13 protein-coding genes and 3 pseudogenes are annotated in these 17,789 nt (G+C 67.9%); 11 read left to right on the top strand and 5 right to left on the bottom strand.

Annotated elements, in window-relative coordinates; genetic code table 11:
* Positions 1 to 42: 42 nt before the first annotated feature.
* The 4 genes from ABT115_RS27705 to ABT115_RS27690 all read left to right on the top strand — a co-directional run bounded on the left by ABT115_RS27705 (position 43) and on the right by ABT115_RS27690 (position 4,632).
* Positions 43 to 2,586: a DUF4118 domain-containing protein gene (locus ABT115_RS27705; protein WP_351795259.1), complete on the top strand. Its 2,544-nt coding sequence runs from the start codon at positions 43 to 45 to the stop codon at positions 2,584 to 2,586.
* 70 nt (positions 2,587 to 2,656) lie between these two features.
* Positions 2,657 to 3,349 (top strand): response regulator, encoded by a 693-nt coding sequence (locus ABT115_RS27700; protein ID WP_351795256.1) that lies wholly within the window; start codon positions 2,657 to 2,659, stop codon positions 3,347 to 3,349.
* Between the two features lie 98 nt (positions 3,350 to 3,447).
* Positions 3,448 to 3,864 (top strand): OB-fold nucleic acid binding domain-containing protein, encoded by a 417-nt coding sequence (locus tag ABT115_RS27695; RefSeq protein ID WP_266749209.1) that lies wholly within the window; start codon positions 3,448 to 3,450, stop codon positions 3,862 to 3,864.
* A gap of 3 nt (positions 3,865 to 3,867) precedes the next feature.
* Positions 3,868 to 4,632 (top strand): DUF3159 domain-containing protein, encoded by a 765-nt coding sequence (locus ABT115_RS27690; RefSeq protein WP_351795253.1) that lies wholly within the window; start codon positions 3,868 to 3,870, stop codon positions 4,630 to 4,632.
* An 86-nt stretch (positions 4,633 to 4,718) separates the two neighbouring features.
* Here the strand turns inward: ABT115_RS27690 and ABT115_RS27685 are convergent, their stop codons facing one another.
* Both ABT115_RS27685 and ABT115_RS27680 read right to left on the bottom strand, forming a co-directional pair.
* Positions 4,719 to 5,396: a potassium channel family protein gene (locus tag ABT115_RS27685; RefSeq protein WP_351795250.1), complete on the bottom strand. Its 678-nt coding sequence runs from the start codon at positions 5,394 to 5,396 to the stop codon at positions 4,719 to 4,721.
* On the bottom strand, positions 5,396 to 6,064 hold the full coding sequence (locus ABT115_RS27680) for a potassium channel family protein (protein WP_351795248.1): 669 nt from the start codon (positions 6,062 to 6,064) through the stop codon (positions 5,396 to 5,398). Before ABT115_RS27680 ends, ABT115_RS27685 begins: the two co-directional genes overlap by 1 nt.
* A gap of 482 nt (positions 6,065 to 6,546) precedes the next feature.
* Here ABT115_RS27680 and ABT115_RS27675 point away from each other — a divergent pair, with 482 nt between their 5' ends.
* Both ABT115_RS27675 and ABT115_RS27670 read left to right on the top strand, forming a co-directional pair.
* A complete protein-coding gene (locus ABT115_RS27675; RefSeq protein ID WP_351795245.1) occupies positions 6,547 to 8,595 on the top strand; it encodes an APC family permease in 2,049 nt (682 codons plus the stop codon).
* 100 nt (positions 8,596 to 8,695) lie between these two features.
* The gene (locus ABT115_RS27670; RefSeq protein WP_351795242.1) at positions 8,696 to 10,024 is read left to right on the top strand and encodes a class I SAM-dependent RNA methyltransferase; all 1,329 of its coding nucleotides are present in this window, start codon (positions 8,696 to 8,698) and stop codon (positions 10,022 to 10,024) included.
* Between the two features lie 169 nt (positions 10,025 to 10,193).
* Here ABT115_RS27670 and ABT115_RS27665 read toward each other — a convergent pair.
* Positions 10,194 to 10,607, bottom strand: a pseudogene (locus ABT115_RS27665) (helix-turn-helix domain-containing protein); the annotation flags it as partial.
* Positions 10,608 to 10,805: 198 nt separating this feature from the next.
* On the opposite strand from ABT115_RS27665, the gene ABT115_RS27660 reads away from it, so the two are divergent.
* The gene (locus ABT115_RS27660; protein ID WP_351795239.1) at positions 10,806 to 11,366 is read left to right on the top strand and encodes a transposase family protein; all 561 of its coding nucleotides are present in this window, start codon (positions 10,806 to 10,808) and stop codon (positions 11,364 to 11,366) included.
* 378 nt (positions 11,367 to 11,744) lie between these two features.
* Here ABT115_RS27660 and ABT115_RS27655 read toward each other — a convergent pair whose 3' ends face one another.
* Positions 11,745 to 12,056 carry a hypothetical protein gene (locus ABT115_RS27655; RefSeq protein WP_351795236.1) on the bottom strand — a complete coding sequence of 104 codons (312 nt, stop codon included), beginning with the start codon at positions 12,054 to 12,056 and terminating at the stop codon, positions 11,745 to 11,747.
* Positions 12,057 to 12,227: 171 nt separating this feature from the next.
* Here ABT115_RS27655 and ABT115_RS27650 point away from each other — a divergent pair, with 171 nt between their 5' ends.
* From ABT115_RS27650 to ABT115_RS27640, 3 genes and pseudogenes are all read left to right on the top strand, one after another.
* Positions 12,228 to 12,773, top strand: a complete 546-nt coding sequence (locus ABT115_RS27650; protein WP_502969173.1) for a hypothetical protein — start codon at positions 12,228 to 12,230, stop codon at positions 12,771 to 12,773.
* Positions 12,774 to 13,345: 572 nt separating this feature from the next.
* Positions 13,346 to 13,873, top strand: a complete 528-nt coding sequence (locus ABT115_RS27645; protein ID WP_351795233.1) for an SMI1/KNR4 family protein — start codon at positions 13,346 to 13,348, stop codon at positions 13,871 to 13,873.
* Positions 13,874 to 13,962: 89 nt separating this feature from the next.
* Positions 13,963 to 14,345: pseudogene (locus tag ABT115_RS27640) on the top strand (transposase); the annotation flags it as partial.
* A 102-nt stretch (positions 14,346 to 14,447) separates the two neighbouring features.
* Here ABT115_RS27640 and ABT115_RS27635 read toward each other — a convergent pair.
* Positions 14,448 to 14,624: pseudogene (locus ABT115_RS27635) on the bottom strand (helix-turn-helix domain-containing protein); the annotation flags it as partial.
* A gap of 782 nt (positions 14,625 to 15,406) precedes the next feature.
* On the opposite strand from ABT115_RS27635, the gene ABT115_RS27630 reads away from it, so the two are divergent.
* Positions 15,407 to 16,696, top strand: coding sequence for a phosphodiester glycosidase family protein (locus tag ABT115_RS27630; protein WP_351795231.1), 1,290 nt, complete (start codon positions 15,407 to 15,409; stop codon positions 16,694 to 16,696).
* The last annotated feature ends 1,093 nt before the right edge of the window (positions 16,697 to 17,789 follow it).

Raw genomic sequence — 17,789 nt, 5'->3', positions numbered from 1 at the left:
TGCCGCATCGGCGTCAGCCGGTTCAGAGAAGACAATGGGGCCATGGCACGCGGCAAGCTTCGAATCTATCTGGGTGCGGCGCCCGGCGTCGGCAAGACGTACGCGATGCTCTCCGAGGCCCACCGGCGTGTGGAACGGGGCACCGACTGCGTCGTCGCCTTCGTGGAGCACCACGACCGCCCGCGCACCGAGGTCATGCTGCACGGCCTGGAGCAGATCCGGCGCCGTGAGATCGAGTACCGCTCCGCCGTCTTCACCGAGATGGACGTCGACGCGGTCCTGGAACGCGCCCCGGCCGTCGCCCTGGTGGACGAACTGGCGCACACCAATGTGCCGGGTTCCCGCAACGCCAAGCGCTGGCAGGACGTGGAAGAGCTCCTCCAGGCCGGCATAGATGTGATCTCCACCGTCAACATCCAGCACCTGGAATCGCTCGGCGACGTCGTCGAGGCCATAACCGGTGTACGGCAGCGCGAGACCGTCCCCGACGAGGTCGTCCGCAGGGCCGACCAGCTCGAACTCGTCGACATGTCGCCCCAGGCGCTGCGCCGCCGCATGGCCCACGGCAACATCTACAAGCCGGACCGGATCGATGCGTCCCTGTCCAATTACTTCCGCCCCGGCAACCTGACCGCCCTGCGCGAGCTGGCCCTCCTCTGGGTCGCGGACCGGGTCGACGAATACCTGCAGCAGTACCGCGGCGAGCACAACATCCGCACCACCTGGCAGGCCCGCGAACGCATCGTCGTCGGACTCACCGGCGGTCCCGAAGGCCGTACGCTCATCCGCCGCGCGTCCCGGATGGCGGCCAAGGGCTCCGGCAGCGAGATCCTCGCCGTCTACATTGCCCGCAGCGACGGACTGACCTCCGCCTCGCCCAAGGAACTCGCCGTCCAGCGCACCCTTGTGGAGGACCTCGGCGGCACGTTCCACCATGTCATCGGCGACGACATACCCTCGGCCCTCCTCGAATTCGCCCGTGGGGTGAACGCCACGCAGATCGTCCTCGGCTCCAGCCGTCGCAAGGCCTGGCAGTACATCTTCGGACCAGGCGTGGGCGTCACCGTCGCCCGTGACTCCGGCCCCGACCTCGACGTCCACATCGTCACCCATGAAGAGGTGGCCAAGGGCCGGGGGCTGCCCATCGCCCGCGGCGCCCGGCTGGGCCGGGTCCGGATCATCTGGGGCTGGCTGGTCGGTGTGGGCGGCCCGGCCCTTCTCACGCTGCTCCTGATCCGCCTGGACAGCGGCCCCGGGCTCGCCAACGACGTCCTGCTCTTCCTCTTCCTGACCGTCGCCGCGGCCCTGCTCGGCGGGCTGTTGCCCGCCCTCGCATCGGCCGCCGCCGGCTCGCTGCTGCTGAACTACTGGTTCACCCCGCCCACCCACACCCTGACCGTGCAGGACCCGGAGAACTTCGTCGCCATCGTGATCTTCTTCGCGGTGGCGGTCTCGGTCGCCTCGGTCGTCGACCTGGCGGCCCGCCGCACCCATCAGGCGGCCAGGCTGCGGGCCGAGTCGGAGATCCTCTCCTTCCTGGCCGGCAGTGTGCTGCGCGGCGAGACGACTCTGGACGCACTCCTGGACCGGGTCCGCGAGACCTTCGGTATGGAGTCCGTCGCCCTGCTGGAGCGGCAGAGCGACGTCGATCCGTGGACGTGCGCCGGGAGCGTCGGGCCGGGCCCGGTGGCCCGGCCGGAGGACGCGGATGTGGACATGCCTGTCGGCGACCACATGGCGCTCGCGCTCTCCGGCCGGGTGCTGCCCGCCGAGGACCGCCGGGTGCTCGGCGCGTTCGCCGCCCAGGCCGCCGTCGTGCTGGACCGCCAGCGCCTGGTCGGTGAGGCGGAGGAGGCCCGGCGGCTCGCCGAGGGAAACCGGATCAGGACGGCGCTCCTCGCCGCCGTCAGCCACGATCTGCGTACCCCGCTCGCCGCCATCAAGGCCGCCGTCAGCTCCCTGCGCTCCGGCGACGTCGCCTGGTCCGACGAGGACGAGGCCGAACTCCTGGAGGCCATCGAGAACGGCGCCGACCGCCTCGATCATCTCGTGGGCAACCTCCTGGACATGTCCAGGCTGCAGACCGGCACCGTCACCCCGCTGATCCGCGAGATCGACCTCGACGAGGTGGTCCCGATGGCGCTCGGAGGCGTCCCCGAGGGCAGCGTGGACCTGGACATCCCCGAGACCCTGCCGATGGTCGACGTCGACCCCGGGCTGCTGGAGAGGGCTGTTGCCAACATCGTCGAGAACGCCGTCAAGTACAGCCTTTACGGAGAACGCGTCACGGTGGCCGCCAGCGCGCTCGGCGAACGCGTCGAGCTACGGGTGGCCGACCGCGGCCCAGGCGTCCCCGACGACGCCAAGGAGCGCATCTTCGAGCCCTTCCAGCGTTACGGCGACGCCCCGCGCGGCGCAGGCGTCGGGCTGGGCCTCGCCGTAGCCCGCGGTTTCGTGGAATCCATGGGCGGCACGCTGGACGCCGAGGACACCCCCGGCGGCGGCCTCACCATGGTGCTGACCCTCAAGGCGGCATCGGGGTACGTTCCCGTCAGCCCCGACCTGCCCGCGCGGGTCACCTCATGACCGTGCAGGTCACCTCATGATCTCCGCAACGTCCCAGGAGATCGCCGTACAGCAGAAAGGAAGGGCCCCCATGACCCGGGTGCTTGTGGTCGACGACGAGCCGCAGATCGTACGCGCCCTCGTGATCAACCTGAAGGCGCGCAAGTACGAGGTGGACGCCGCGCCCGACGGCGCGACCGCCCTCCAGCTCGCCGCCGCCCGCCACCCCGATGTCGTCGTCCTCGACCTCGGGCTGCCGGACATGGACGGCGTCGAGGTGATCAAGGGGCTGCGCGGCTGGACCCGGGTGCCGATCCTGGTGCTCTCCGCCCGCCACACCTCCGACGAGAAGGTCGAGGCCCTGGACGCAGGCGCGGACGACTACGTCACCAAGCCGTTCGGCATGGACGAGCTGCTGGCCCGGCTGCGCGCCTCCGTCCGCCGCGCCGAACCCGCAGGCCAGCAAGGCTCCGACGGCGTCGTGATCGTCGAGACCGAGGGGTTCACCGTGGATCTGGCGGCGAAGAAGGTCCATCGAGAGGGACGCGACGTACGGCTCACCCCCACCGAATGGCACCTCCTGGAGGTCCTGGTCCGCAACAGCGGCCGGCTGGTCAGCCAGAAGCAGCTGCTCCAGGAGGTCTGGGGGCCCTCGTACGGCACCGAGACCAACTATCTGCGGGTCTACATGGCGCAGCTCAGGCGCAAGCTGGAGGCCGACCCCTCGCATCCCCGGCACTTCGTCACCGAGCCGGGGATGGGCTACCGCTTCGAGCGCGGCTGAACGGGCCACCGGGCCTGTTCCGTACCCCTTGCGAGCGACCTGTTCGAGTGAGACCCGGAACAACCGCTCGGAGCACAGGAGACCGGTAGTCTTCGGGTATGAGTGCTGTTCCTCGATTCGAGAAGCCCGGCAAGGCGGCGAAGCCGTCCGGCCGCTTCCGGCGGATGCTCGACCGGCTGTCCAGCTCCCAGGAGGACCTGGAGTCCGAGGAGCTGCAGGAGGACTCGCAGGCTTCGGGGTGCACGCGGATCTCCGAATGCACCGACCGCCAGATCGTCAAGGTGACTGGTACGTTGCGGACCGTCACCCTGCGCCCGCGCGCCGGAGTGCCCGCCCTGGAGGCGGAACTCTTCGACGGCACCGCACCGCTGGACGTGGTCTGGCTGGGCCGGCGCTCCATCGCGGGCATAGAACCGGGTCGCAAGCTCATCGCCTCGGGCCGGATCGCCATGAGTCATGGACGCCGGGTGCTGTTCAACCCCAAATACGAACTCCGACCGCTCGGCAAGGAGTAGCCGGTGACGTCTCTCGACAAGCCGACGTCCGACAAGGACCGCACCACCCACACCGACCAGCAGGACGCCGACGCGCAGGCGGTCACCGAAGCAGCGCTCTTCGAAGCATTCGGAGGCGCCCGGGGGATGGTGGAGACAGTCCTTCCCGGGCTGCTCTTCGTCACGATCTACACGGTCAACAAGGATCTGCACCTCTCGGCCATCGCGGCCCTGGTGGTCTCCCTGGCCCTCGTCGCCGTACGGCTGATCCGCAGGGATACCGTCAAGCACGCCTTCAGCGGTGTCTTCGGCGTGGCCTTCGGTGTGGTCTTCGCGATGATGACCGGCAATGCCAAGGACTTCTACCTGCCGGGCATGCTCTACACGCTCGGCCTGGCACTCGCCTACCTGATCACCACCCTTGCCGGGGTGCCGCTGATCGGTCTGATGCTGGGCCCGGTGTTCAGGGAGAACCTCTCCTGGCGCACCAGGAACCCCGGCCGCAAGAAGGCGTACGCCAAGGCCAGCTATGCCTGGGGGCTGATCCTGCTCGCCAAGTGCGCGATCCTCTTCCCGCTGTACTGGTGGGCCGACACCACCCAGTTCAGCTGGGTCCTGGTCGCCCTGAAGATCCCGCCGTTCCTGCTCGCGGTCTATCTGACCTGGGTCTTCCTCGCCAAGGCGCCGCCGCCTATCGATGTCTTCGCCGAGATGGAGGCGCAGGAGCAGGCTGAAAAGGCTCGCAAGGCGGAAGCAGCCGCCGCCGCGACGCGCCACCGGGAGTTCTGAGAGGCTGTCGGCCGGCCTCAGATGGAAGGGGCCCGGCACCGTGTGAAACGGTGCCGGGCCCCTTCCATCTGCCTGCCCTGCGTCGGTCAGTCCTCCGACTCGCCCCGCCGCACCGACAGCAGATCCTCAAGCTGCTCCTCGCGAGCCTGTGCGGCCACGAACAGCAGCTCGTCACCGGCCTCCAGCGTCTCCTCGGCGCCCGGCGTCAGAACGCGCTGCCCTCGGATGATGGTGACCAGCGAGGTGTCCTCGGGCCAGGCCACATCGCCGACCTGGGTGCCGGCCAGCGCCGACTCCGGCGGCAGCGTCAGCTCGACCAGATTGGCGTCACCGTGGCTGAAGCGCAGCAGCCGGACCAGATCGCCGACACTCACCGCCTCCTCGACCAGGGCCGACATCAGACGCGGCGTGGAGACAGCCACATCGACGCCCCAGGCCTCGTTGAACAGCCACTCGTTCTTCGGGTTGTTGACCCGGGCGACGACCCTCGGCACGCCGTACTCGGTCTTGGCGAGCAGCGAGACGACCAGATTCACCTTGTCGTCGCCGGTCGCGGCGATCACGACGTTGCAGCGTTGAAGTGCCGCCTCGTCGAGTGAGGTGATCTCGCAGGCGTCCGCCAGCAGCCACTCCGCCATCGGCACCCGCTCCACCGAAATGGCCGTGGGCGCCTTGTCGACGAGCAGCACCTCATGCCCGTTCTCCAGCAGCTCGCCCGCGATGGAACGGCCCACCGCACCGGCTCCGGCAATCGCGACACGCATCAGTGACCGCCCTCCTCAGGGCCCTCGGCGAAGGCCGCCTCGACCTTCGCGATCTCGTCCGTACGCATCATCACGTGGACCAGGTCGCCCTCCTGCAGCACCGTCTGCGAGGTGGGCAGCATGGCTTCACCCAACCGGGTGAGGAACGCCACGCGGACGCCTGTCTCCTCCTGCAGCGTGCTGATCTTGTGGCCGATCCAGGACGGTGTGGTGTGGACCTCCGCGAGCTGCACACCGCCGCTCGGATCCCGCCACAGCGGCTCGGCGCCCGAGGGCAGCAGCCGCCGCAGCATCTGGTCCGCGGTCCACCGCACAGTGGCGACGGTGGGGATACCGAGACGCTGGTAGACCTCGGCGCGCCGGGGGTCGTAGATCCGCGCCGCGACATTCTCGATGCCGAACATCTCGCGGGCCACCCGGGCGGCGATGATGTTCGAGTTGTCGCCGCTGCTCACCGCGGCGAACGCACCGGCCTCCTCGATCCCCGCCTCACGGAGAGTGTCCTGGTCGAAGCCGACACCGGTGACGCGCCGGCCACCGAATCCGGACCCGAGGCGCCGGAACGCCGTGGGGTCCTGGTCGATGACGGCGACCGTGTGCCCCTGCTGCTCCAGGGTCTGCGCGAGAGCGGCTCCTACTCGCCCGCAGCCCATGATGACGATGTGCACCTCGCACCTACCTCGCAGTCCTGATCATCCGGCTGACCTGCGAAAACACCCTGCTCACACTTCTTCCTCAGCTTGCCGGGGCAAACAACGGGGCAACGGTCTGTCCCGTTGCCCAGGATGAGCTTATGCGGCCGGGAGTGCGAAGCCTCATCCGCGGGCGGTTTGGCCGCACCGGTCATGCGGATGGGGAGGGCCGCCGGCCTCAGCCACTGCGGGACGGACTCTTGAGTACGCACCGTGATTGTCTGCTCGGTGACCGGCTCCACCCAGGCCGGCATGGTCGCGGGTTTCGCCGCGCTCGAAGAGAAGGGTGACCTCGGTGGCCAGCCCGCGCTCAACGGCTGCAGCGCCCTTTTCGTGGACGCCTGAGTGCAAGGATTTCGTTAAGGATTCCGTGGCTTTTTCGGCCGAGCGCGGGAGATTGCGAGGCCACGGGGGTGGTGGGTCTGCGGCTTTCATACGGAACGCATACGATCCTCTGCGTGTCCAAACTGACCGACCTGCCCAAACGGATTCTGATCGGACGGGCGCTGCGCAGCGACAAGCTGGGAGAAACGCTCCTCCCCAAGCGCATCGCACTTCCGGTCTTCGCATCCGACCCCCTGTCCTCGGTGGCGTACGCGCCCGGAGAAGTTCTCCTGGTGCTGTCCGCCGCGGGCGCGTCGGCCTACAGCTTCAGCCCCTGGATCGCGCTCGCGGTCGTGGTCCTGATGTTCACGGTCGTCGCTTCTTACCGGCAGAACGTGCACGCCTACCCGAGCGGTGGTGGTGACTACGAGGTCGCCACCACCAACCTCGGCCCCAAGGCCGGGCTGACCGTGGCGAGCGCACTGCTGGTCGACTACGTGCTGACCGTCGCGGTGTCGATCTCCTCCGGGGTGGAGAACCTCGGTTCCGCGATCCCATTCGTCGTCGAGCACAAAACGGCGTGCGCGATCGCGGCCATCGTGCTGCTGACGCTGATGAATCTGCGCGGCGTCAAGGAGTCAGGCAAGCTCTTCGCCATCCCCACGTATCTCTTCGTGGCAGGCGTCTTCATCATGATCTTCTGGGGTGCGTTCCAGGGACTGGTCCTCGACGAAACCATGCAAGCCCCGACGGCGGACTACGAGATCAAGGCCGTGCACGAGGGGCTCGGCGGCTTCGCGCTGGTCTTCCTGCTGCTGAGGGCCTTCTCCTCCGGCTGTGCCGCCCTCACCGGGGTCGAAGCGATCAGCAACGGCGTACCTGCTTTCCGTAAGCCGAAGAGCAAGAACGCCGCCACGACGCTCGCGATGATGGGCCTGCTGGCCGTCACCATGTTCTGCGGCATCATCGCCCTGGCCATGGCCACCGGTGTGAAGATGGCGGAGAACCCGGCGGAGAACCTGCTCAACAACGGTGTTCCGGTCGGCCCCGACTACGTCCAGGACCCGGTGATCGCCCAGGTCGCGGCCGCTGTCTTCGGCGACGGCACGTTCTTGTTCGTCGTACTCTCGGCGGCCACCGCTCTCGTCCTCTTCCTGGCCGCCAACACCGCGTTCAACGGCTTCCCGGTGCTCGGCTCGATCCTCGCCCAGGACCGCTACCTGCCCCGCCAGCTCCACACCCGCGGCGACCGGCTCGCCTTCTCGAACGGCATCGTGCTGCTCGCGGGTGCGGCGATCCTGCTGGTCTGGGTCTACGGTGCGGACTCGACCCGGCTGATCCAGCTCTACATCGTCGGCGTCTTCGTCTCCTTCACCCTCAGCCAGATCGGCATGGTCCGGCACTGGAACCGCCATCTGGCGACGGAGAAGGACCAGGCCAAGCGCCGCCACATGCTGCGCTCCCGCGCCATCAACACCTTCGGCGCCTTCCTGACCGGCACCGTGCTCGTGGTCGTGCTCGCCACCAAGTTCGTCCATGGCGCCTGGGTCGCGCTGCTCGGCATGGTGATCTTCTACGTGACGATGACCGCGATCCGCAGGCACTACGACCGGGTCGCCGAGGAGATCGCCGCCGAGGAGACCCCGGCCGACGAGACGATGCGGCCCTCCAGGGTTCATTCGATCGTCCTGGTCTCCAAGCTTCACCGGCCCACGCTGCGCGCCCTGGCCTACGCCAAGCTGATCCGCTCCGAGCGCCTGGAGGCGCTCTCCATCAGCGTCGACCCGGCCGAGACCAAGGCGCTCAGGGAGGACTGGGAGCGGCGGGGCATCGACATCCCGCTGAAGATCCTCGACTCCCCGTACCGCGAAGTCACCCGCCCGGTCATCGACTATGTGAAGAGCCTGCGCCGGGAGAGCCCGCGCGATGTCGTGAGCGTGTACATCCCGGAGTACGTGGTCGGTCATTGGTACGAGCACCTTCTCCACAACCAGAGCGCCCTGCGCCTCAAGGGGCGGCTGCTGTTCACCCCGGGGGTCATGGTGACCTCCGTGCCGTACCAGTTGGAGTCCTCCGAGGTGGCGAAGAAGCGCGCCAGGAAGCGCGCCGAGTGGAACGCACCGGGTTCGGTGCGCCGCGGACCCGTGGAGCGCAGGCCCAAGGAACCCGCCAACAAGGGCTGACGGCGCCCGCCTGCTCGTGGTAAACGGCCGGACGGCACCCACGTAGACTCGTGGGTTGTTGTCCGGCCGTTTTTTCCCTGATCTCTGGAGCCACCCCCTCATGCAGAACGAACCCACGTCGTCGCTGGTCGGGGAGGAGTACGAGGTCGAGGTCGGGCCCGTCGCACACGGCGGCCACTGCATCGCCCGCACCTCGCAGGGCCAGGTCCTCTTCGTACGGCACACGCTTCCCGGCGAGAAGGTCGTTGCCCGGGTCACCGAGGGCGAGAGCGACTCCCGCTTCCTGCGCGCCGACGCGGTACGGATCATCGAGGCGTCCAAGGACCGCGTCGAGGCGCCCTGCCCGTACGCCGGTCCCGGCAAGTGCGGCGGCTGCGACTGGCAGCACGCCAAGCCCGGCGCCCAGCGCAGGCTCAAGGGCGAAGTGATCGCAGAACAGCTCCAGCGCCTCGCGGGCCTCACCCCGGAGGAGGCGGGCTGGGACGGCACCGTCATGCCGGCCGAGGGCGACAAACTTCCGGCGGGCGAGGTACCGGCCTGGCGCACCCGGGTCCAGTACGCCATTGACGAGGACGGCCGTGTCGGCCTGCGAAAGCACCGCTCGCACGACGTGGAGCCCATCGAGCGCTGCCTGATCGCGGCCCCCGGCGTCACCGAGCTCGGCGTCGAGAAGCGGGAATGGCCCGGCATGGCCTCGGTGGAAGCCATCGCCGCCACCGGCTCCCACGACCGCCAGGTCATTCTCACGCCGAGGCCCGGCGGCCGACTGCCCCTCGTCGAGCTCGACAAGCCCGTCTCGGTGATGCGTGTCGACGAGCGCGACGGCGGCGTCCACCGCGTGCACGGCCGGGCCTTCGTCCGCGAGCGCGCCGACGACCGTACTTACCGGGTCGGCTCGGGCGGCTTCTGGCAGGTCCACCCGCAGGCCGCCAACACCCTCGTCCGCGCCGTCATGCAGGGCCTGCTGCCCCGCAAGGGCGACACTGCCCTCGACCTGTACTGCGGCGTCGGCCTCTTCGCGGGCGCCATCGGCCAGCGCATCGGCGAGAAGGGCGCCGTCCTCGGCATCGAGTCCGGCAAGCGCGCCGTGGAGGACGCCCGGCACAACCTGAAGGACCTGGAGCGGGTCCGCATCGAGCACGGCAAGGTCGACCAGATCCTGCCGCGCACCGGCATCACCGAGACCGACCTCATCGTCCTCGACCCCCCGCGCGCAGGCGCCGGCAAGCAGACGATCAAGCACCTGACCGGCCTCGGCGCCCGCCGCATCGCGTATGTGGCTTGCGACCCGGCGGCCCTGGCACGCGACCTGGCGTACTTCCGCGAGGGCGGGTACCGGGTGCGGACTCTACGGGCGTTCGATCTGTTTCCGATGACCTCGCACGTTGAGTGCGTGGCGATTCTTGAGCCCGCTGAGAAGGGCGCCTGACCTGCGGATTCGCGGCCCTGTTAGTTCGCTCGACCTGTTTCCCTCCGTGGAACGGTTCGAGCGGACGAATCGACCACCCGATCCTGTCTGACCTGCGGTTTCACTTTGAATGCGACCATTTGGACGACCGTTTCACGACCTTGGTGCAGCATTCCTGACGCTCGAATGACGCTTGCCTTATCCACAGCACCTGCCCGGTCGGGTCGGTCACGACCTGCACGTTCACGCCGTGGCGACGGTGCTTGTGCGAGTGGTCGGACCGGCCATCGCCCACACGGTCGCACTTGACAAGCGGCCCGTCGAGCAGTGCGTAGTCCGGTTCGTGCTCGTGCAGGACCCTGAGCAGGCCGGGCGCCCGCGCGGCCAGGAGGTCGATCACCGCGGTCGTGTACGCATGGGCGGTGCCGACAGAGATGGCGAAGCCGGCGGCGATCCGGGCCAGGGTGTCGTGCTTGCGCAGGTACACCAGACCGACAAGCGCCGGTTGGTGCGGCGGGCGGCCACCCTCGCGAGTGACGATGAGCATGGTGGCCCACTCGACCAGCGCATGAGGAAAGTCGAGCGCCACAGGACAGGGAACCAACGAGGCGTCTGCGCTGACGAGTCGAGACTTCGAACATCTCCCTCGACGGCACGGGTCAGGGCGATTTCAAAGTCGGGGTGATCTTGTAGGGGCGCAGGTCACTTCGGTGTGACGATGTTCGGTGGGCGCGCGACGTACGCAGTGAAGCTCCGTTGTGCAGGAGACCTTGCCAAGTCGCCTTCGCCCAACGGGGCTTCGATGTGCCATCAGTCTGCCACTGTCTGCCTGACCAAGTCGCCCACCCGTCAGCATCGTGCGATCGGTCCGCTGGCCTTGCGGCTTGAGACACTGGCCGATCCGCGGTGCCGGCGCGGGAAGCGTCACCCGTTCGTGGCCGTCCTGCTGGTGGCCTGCTCGGCGGTGGTCGCCGGAGCGAAGTCCTTCGCTGCCATCGGGCAGTGGGCCAAGGAGGCACCACAGGGCGCCCTTGCCCGGCTCGGGGCCCGCGCTGCTACGGCGTTCGCCCTGCGCATCGCTCCCAGCAGCGCGACGGTCCGCCGGGTAGTCCAGCGCACCTGCCCGGGCGGGCTCGCCGACCTGCTGGGATGCGATCCGGCTGGTGCCGAAACGCTGGCCGTGGATGGCAAGAGCGCCCGCGGATCGCGCCACGGCACCACTGCGGCCACCCATCTCCTGGCCGCGATGATCGGCAGCGGCCAGACGGTCACCCAGCTGCGGGTGCCGGACAAGACGAATGAAATCACCTGCTTCGCCGCCCTGTTGGGCGACAAGGCGGCGGGCGCCAGCCTATGCAGGTAGGCACGGGCACTCGCCCGGGGCTCAACCTGGCCGAACTATCCCGCGATCCGGGCCATGGCCTGGTCGAACATCTCCCGTCAGGGGGAAGGGGCTACGTTATGGCCGGTGGCCACCGCATGATCTTCAGGAGTCCACACAACCCTTGATGATCCTGCGGTGGCCGTATTCGTTCCCAGCCGGTCTCACCACAAGATCGCGAAACCAGACTGGAGTATTAGTCGTTCGGATTACTGTCGGCTTTGAGTCTCGATGGCGGGCAGCCTCGATGTAGCGCGGGGCGAACTTCATCTCGTGTGCCTCGGGCACGTTGTACGGAGACCGCCAGTAGTCTGGTACGAAGCTGTCGCCGTCCTCGTGGCAGAGGTGGCATGAGGCGCATTACTCGGTTCGCCAGCCGTAGGCGACGGCGCGGACCCCATCAAACATCTCGTCCAGCGGTCCGTCCACCCGGTACCAGCGGTGGAGGTCCGTCGCGCCGCAGTGGGGACAGGGCGCTGAGAGGTCGGGAGCGGCTGGCTCCGCGTCGAAGGCCGCCCGCCAGGCATCCACTAGTTCGGGCGGGAGGAGCCGCCAACCGCCCGGGCCCGGCAGGGCAAGCTCATCGACGTCGAACAGATCCATCTCCCTGGCCTCGACCGCGCCGAGCATGCTGCATTCGCCCGTTGTCAGATCGACTCGTTCTCCAAGCACTCATCTGTTCGACGAACCTTCGCGCGCTGCTGATCGATCTGCTGCTCGCGCGCCTGCGCAATAGCTGCGTATCATTGGCGCCGCCGCTCAGCTTCGAGAAGTTCTGCTTCCGGTCCCGGCGTTCGCCTTCCGCAGCGAGGCGTTCGGGACCATGCAGGAGGAGTTCCAGGCGTGACTCAGCGTCCAGTGCGCTCTGTCGCTGTGGGGGTACGAGTGCTGGTACCGGATCTTGGCGGGCGCACTGAGGGTGAGGCGTCCGTTGAACGCCTTCCTCTGGCGACGAAAGAACCCCTCGACAAGGTCCATCGTCCCAGCACAGGACAGCACTTCTGCGTTTCTATCCAAACCTCAGAAGCCTGGTTCGCCCGAGGTGTCAGCACCGACTACCTGACATCGGCGCTCACCGCCGGGCTTCCCGAGCGGATCGGATCACCCATCGGCCTGGTGCGCCGCCGCCTCACCGACAAGATGCCGCCCCAACTGCCCTCGGCACCTGCACCGGCATCGAGCCGGTCCGGCACTGCCGCGCGCAGTCTCCTGGTCGAGTGCGCCGAATGCGGTCGACCCGGTCCGGCCGAGGCACTTCCGGACGGCCTCTGCAAGCCCTGCCGACACGTGCACCAGAAACCGGAATCGCCCGAGCTGGAGGTCCCGGAGCAGGTCGAACGCGATGTCCCAGGCCTCGTCGCCGGACTCCGCAACCTGATGCGCACCTGAAGTCCCCCTGAACTGCCGGTCCTTCGGGTGTACGCAATCCGGTCTTGCGGCCCGCCCAGCAACCCAGGACGTCGAACTTCACTGCCGGCTGCTGCCCTGGCCGGCCTGCGGCCGATCCCCGCTCCTGAGTCGGCTCCGGTCGTCACCGCGCACGCGGAAACCAGCAGGTCCGTCACGGAACACCCGCAGCCCACCGGGCTGTCCGCCCTTCAGTGCACCGAGGGTCGAGGTCGCCTGCACGGATTTCCGCGCTCGGCTGCACTCCTGTCCGGGCGCGGCGAGACGTGCGCCGAGGAACGAGCTATGCGCCGTCGTTGCCATCGCGCAGGGAATGAATCAGGCTCTGCAGGATCCGGAACGCGCCTGACTAGAGCAACAGCGGCAACACCGTCTTCTCTCAGGTTGTGGTGCACTACCTCGGTGCCACCGATCCGATGCCGGGCCGGTTCGACATAACCTGGAACAGTTTGAGTCGCCCAGCGGTTCAGTGCCGGTCTACAACACCTCATATAGCGCTACCGGGGGCGTGTCGCACATCTGGAACACCCCCGGTCCAAGCCTCCGATCGGAATGTGAAGAGAATGTGGATTGAGCGAATCGCTGAGGCCACGCACTGGGAGCCGGCTCGGCTAGAAATTTCCTGGAACAGCGTTGAGGAAGAGCTCGGTACGGCACTGCCCGAGGACTACAAAAAGCTTGCAGAGACGTTTGGCAAGGGGGAATTCTCGGAGTTCATGCGTATCCTTACCGTCGATGCCACGAGGCAGTTCGACCTGGTCAGGATCTGGAAGACGTTCCTCGACGGCGGCCCGGAGAACGGGCCCGATCCCGCCTTCAAGCCCTACCGGATGTACCGGCCCGGTCAGCGCGGTCTCATTCCCTGGGCGTTCGGTGAGATGAAGTGTAGCTACTTCTGGCTGGCAGCCGCCGAGGAGGATCCGGCGAACTGGCCCATCGTCACGCAGGGCGACCCGTATCCCTGGCAAGAAGTGAGCATGTCCACCAGCGAGTTCGTCTACCGCGTACTGACGGATCCCGAGTTCGAGCCGTTCTCGATCGCGAGACTGATGCCGGAGCCCGACTTCCACCCGATGGATTGAGCCGGGCGCGGCCCGATTGCGCCACCCTGCACCCGGAAAGTCCGGTCATGGAAAGAAGCTATCTCAATTTGCTCGGTAGCCTGCTGGCCATGGTGGAGATTATTGATCGGTTGGTGCCGGATGCGTTGTGGGGGTTGTTCCAGCGGGTGGTACCGGGGGCACCGTCGCGGCCACAGGGTGGCGGTCGACGTCGCCACGGCGACCGGGAGGTGTTGGCGGCGATCGTCTTCGTGGCCATGCCAGGCTGCACGTGGCAGCAGTTACCCACAGCATCGTTCGGGCTGTCTGGTCCGACGTCCCACCGCCGGTTCACCGAGTGGACGAGGGCCCGGGTCTGGGCCAAACTCCACCGCCTGGTCCTCGACGAACTCGGCTCTCGCGGCGAGTTGGACTGGTCGCGGTGTGCGATCGACTCGGTGAACATGCGGGCCCTGAAAAGGGGGGCCTGACGGGTCCGAATCCGAACACCCGGGCTTGGTGGACGTCGTAGGCGGCGAGGTAGGCCAGGGCGCCGCCGCGGCCGTAGCTGGGCGGTCTGCAACGCGGTGAACACCGGCGGGCGACCGGGGCGCTTGCGGTCGGCCAACCCGGGTAGTCCCTGCTCGGCGAAGCGGCCACGCCAGGTCCGCACGGTGTCCAGGTGCAGGCCCGTTTCGCGAGCTATGCGTACGTTGGAGCGACCCCGTGCCGCGTGGAGCACGACGTGGGCGCGGATCCGGGCCCGGTGAGGGGTCTTGTGGCCGTAGGCCATCTTCTTCAGCCGGTGACGCTCGGAAGCGGTGAGCATCACAGGCACGGCGGGGCAGGCAGGCACAGAGGGAAGACGGCCAATCGTTCGGGGACGAGGACGGGTCGACACCGTGCGACAGCACACCAACGTCCCAGGCACTGCCCCGAGCGGTCGCTCAGCAGTCAGGCGGCCGTGTCGGAGATCTCCGCCATGCTTCGGCCAGCCCGTCGGAGTCAGCGGCGCGGCGCAACGGTGCGGGGGTTGAGCCATTCCACGATGGCAGCATGCCCGAGTGGTCGACCGCCGCCGGGACTTCCACCACCAGGCCTCCACGCGGATCATCCGTGACAACCAAGCGGTGTACGTAGAAGACCTCACGGTGTCAGTCCTCGTCAAAGGGATCCCAGGGCGACGTCTCACATGAGGAGCGCGGCAACCGATCGCGGTCGGCCTGGAGGCGCGCGTCTCCGCCGAGGGACAGGCCGACGCAAGGCAGATCAGCCCCAGCCCGGGCGTGCGACCACACTGCGAGCACCACGCCCCCGAACGCACGAAAGGCCGCCCCGTAGGGCGGCCGCCGGTTCACCGTCCGACACGAACGCAAGGGCATCAAAGCGGATGCTCTACGGGAATGGTGTAACCCTCTCTTCCCGCCGTAATGACGAAGAGTCAGCTCATCAGGCACTTAAAAGGCATGCTAACGATAAAAAATGCAGAGCCGGGCTGGATGGTTAATCCGCCTGTCGCCAATCGATCAACTATCGATGCGGCAAAGTTTTCCCAAGCCGAAAAAGCTCGCCGGCATGACTTCCCAATCCCGATATGCTTTCCGGTCGAAGCGTGCCGCAGCCGTCGCGGCAGCTGCGACGGCCGCTTTGTCCCTCTTTCTCGTCCCGACCAGCCACGCCGCAGCTGCTGACGCATCCCTTCCGCTGGGCGATGCCAATCTGGAAGAGACTCGCAGCAGTCAGACCTTGGCCGACGGTGTCACACTGACCCGCATCGTCCGTGGGACCGAGCCCGCTCAGGCCGGCCAGATCAACACCACGACGCGCGGACCGTGGGTGGTCAACGTACTGACGATCGACCCCCACAAGACCCGTGGGCACCTGGAGGCGACCTACGGGTCGGACCTGGCCAAGGCCGAGAAGACCACCGACCTCGTCCGCTCCTCCGGCGCCCTGGCCGGGGTCAACGCCTCCTTCTTCACCTTCACCGCCAGCGCGCAGTACCCCGGCGACCCGGTGGGCCTTGGCCTGTACGGCGGGAAACTCCTCAGCGAGCCCTCCCGCGGCCGCGACGAGGCCGACTTCGTCGTGGACGCCAACAGCAACCGGGTCCTGATGGGCCAGTTGAGCTGGTCCGGTAGCGTGCAGAACCGGCAGACCGAGGCCACGTTGCCGCTGGAGTACATCAATCACCCGCCGGTGGTTTCGGGCGCTTGCGCCGGCCTCACCGACCAGACCCAGTGCACCCTGCCCGGCGATGTGGTTCAGTTCACCCCTGAGTTCGCCGACGCCACCCCGTCCGGAGCCGGCGTGGAGGTCGTCCTCGACCGGCATGGCTGCGTGGTGCGTACCTCGACGGCTCGTGGCACGGAGCTGACGGATGGTCAGACTTCCTTGCAGGCGACGGGACGGGACGCGGCGTCCCTCCTGCAGGTCGCAGGACAGGGATGCCTCAAGGTGACCTCCACCCTGGTCAACGAGCAGGGTGAGGAGCTCCCCGTGCGCAAGGGGCTGTTCGGTGTGAGCGGCCGCTTCCGGCTCACGGCGGACGGACAGATCGTGGTGAAGCCCGGTGCGGACAACTCGCGCAACCCCCGCACCATCGCCGGCACGACGCGAGACGGACAGATCATGCTCGCGACGATCGACGGTCGCATAGCCACCAGTGTCGGCACCACCATGGATGAGACCGCTGCTGTCGCTCAGGCGCTGGGCATGCACGACGCGGTCAACCTCGACGGCGGCGGCTCCAGCACCATGTCGGTCGAGGGCGAACTGGTCAACCAGCCGAGCGGAAAGACCGAGCGGGCCGTCGGCGATGCCCTTGTCTTCATGAACACCCCATACCGCGGGGGCAAGGGCTGACGCTGCCACCACAGGGGCGACTGGCCCGGGTTAAGGGGCCCGGGCCAGTCTTGTCCAGCGCTTTTGCCTACCGCTTCGGAGTGGCGGCCGGCGCGGCCCACCAGCCGGAGACTCACGGACACCCGCACCCAGCTTTGGGATGTCGCACACTCCGATCAGTCGGGTGCCTGTGGTTCTGCGCGTCCCAGCATGTCGGCGAGGGGAGTGCCCGTTCGTGCTGCTGCGATTCGGCGGGCGCGCAGCTGAGCTCGGGTGCGGGGACGGAACTTGGGTTCCTTGCCGCAGCCGCACGGTTCTCGGCCCTCGTAACGCAGTCCGGCGTTGAGAACCGCGGCCACGACGGTCCACGCCTTGGTGTCCCGACGCCGTGGCGCCGCGAAGTCGTGACAGTTGATGACGTCGACTCAGGCGCGGGTCTGTTCTTGGACCAGCACGCGTTGCTGCCAGTGGCCACGGCTGCCGACATTCGCGATGATCTATGCGATTCATTCGACGAGGACTGGGGCCGGTCGTGGCTTCCGCTGACCACGAACGAGGTGAACGAGCCTTGGATGGGCTCCACCATCGACTGCGGCAGTGGACGATTGGGCTCCTGGTCCATGGAGGACGCCCCGGGAGAGCCGGGGGGATGGCCTTCGCCGACCTGCTGGCGGCGGTGGTGGAGGCGGTCAAGGACGGCAGGGGGTGTTGATGCCCTCTCCGGGCCGTTCGGGGACGGTTCCCGGCCTGGCTGACGGGGCCCTGGTCTGGCAGGACCCGAGGGAGCTCCTCGTGGCGAACTGGGCGCCGCTGCACTTAGCCTCAATCCGCCGAGGTCGTTCGAGAGTGATCTTCTGATCGATTTCTGCGTTCGCTTTGGGCTGGTGGCTGGGTGCGGGCAGGTGGTATCTGCTGGTCTACCCAGCTTTTCCACGGGTTCGGTTCCGGTTGGGCCCTGGCGGGCGGGGCGGGCAGGGACTGTTCGTGTCAGCCTGGTGGGCCGTGAACGGTGTCGAAGAGGTGTGTCCAGGCGTGCTGCCGGGGCCAGTTGCGGGGCAGGTGCAGGGTGATGCGTCGTGCGGAGCGGGCGATGCGGGCCGGGACCTGGACCAGG

Source organism: Streptomyces sp. NPDC001832 (assembly GCF_040297265.1).
GTDB lineage: Bacteria > Actinomycetota > Actinomycetes > Streptomycetales > Streptomycetaceae > Streptomyces.
This window is presented reverse-complemented; position numbering and strand designations above follow the sequence as displayed.

What these genes read in the sequence shown, in the direction of transcription:
- ABT115_RS27705 (WP_351795259.1), top strand. Translation starts at nt 43, where the DNA reads ATGGCACGCGGCAAGCTTCGAATCTATCTGGGTGCGGCGCCCGGCGTC.
- ABT115_RS27700 (WP_351795256.1), top strand. Translation starts at nt 2,657, where the DNA reads ATGACCCGGGTGCTTGTGGTCGACGACGAGCCGCAGATCGTACGCGCC.
- ABT115_RS27695 (WP_266749209.1), top strand. Translation starts at nt 3,448, where the DNA reads ATGAGTGCTGTTCCTCGATTCGAGAAGCCCGGCAAGGCGGCGAAGCCG.
- ABT115_RS27685 (WP_351795250.1), bottom strand. Translation starts at nt 5,396, where the DNA reads ATGCGTGTCGCGATTGCCGGAGCCGGTGCGGTGGGCCGTTCCATCGCG.
- ABT115_RS27670 (WP_351795242.1), top strand. Translation starts at nt 8,696, where the DNA reads ATGCAGAACGAACCCACGTCGTCGCTGGTCGGGGAGGAGTACGAGGTC.
- ABT115_RS27660 (WP_351795239.1), top strand. Translation starts at nt 10,806, where the DNA reads ATGTGCCATCAGTCTGCCACTGTCTGCCTGACCAAGTCGCCCACCCGT.
- ABT115_RS27630 (WP_351795231.1), top strand. Translation starts at nt 15,407, where the DNA reads ATGACTTCCCAATCCCGATATGCTTTCCGGTCGAAGCGTGCCGCAGCC.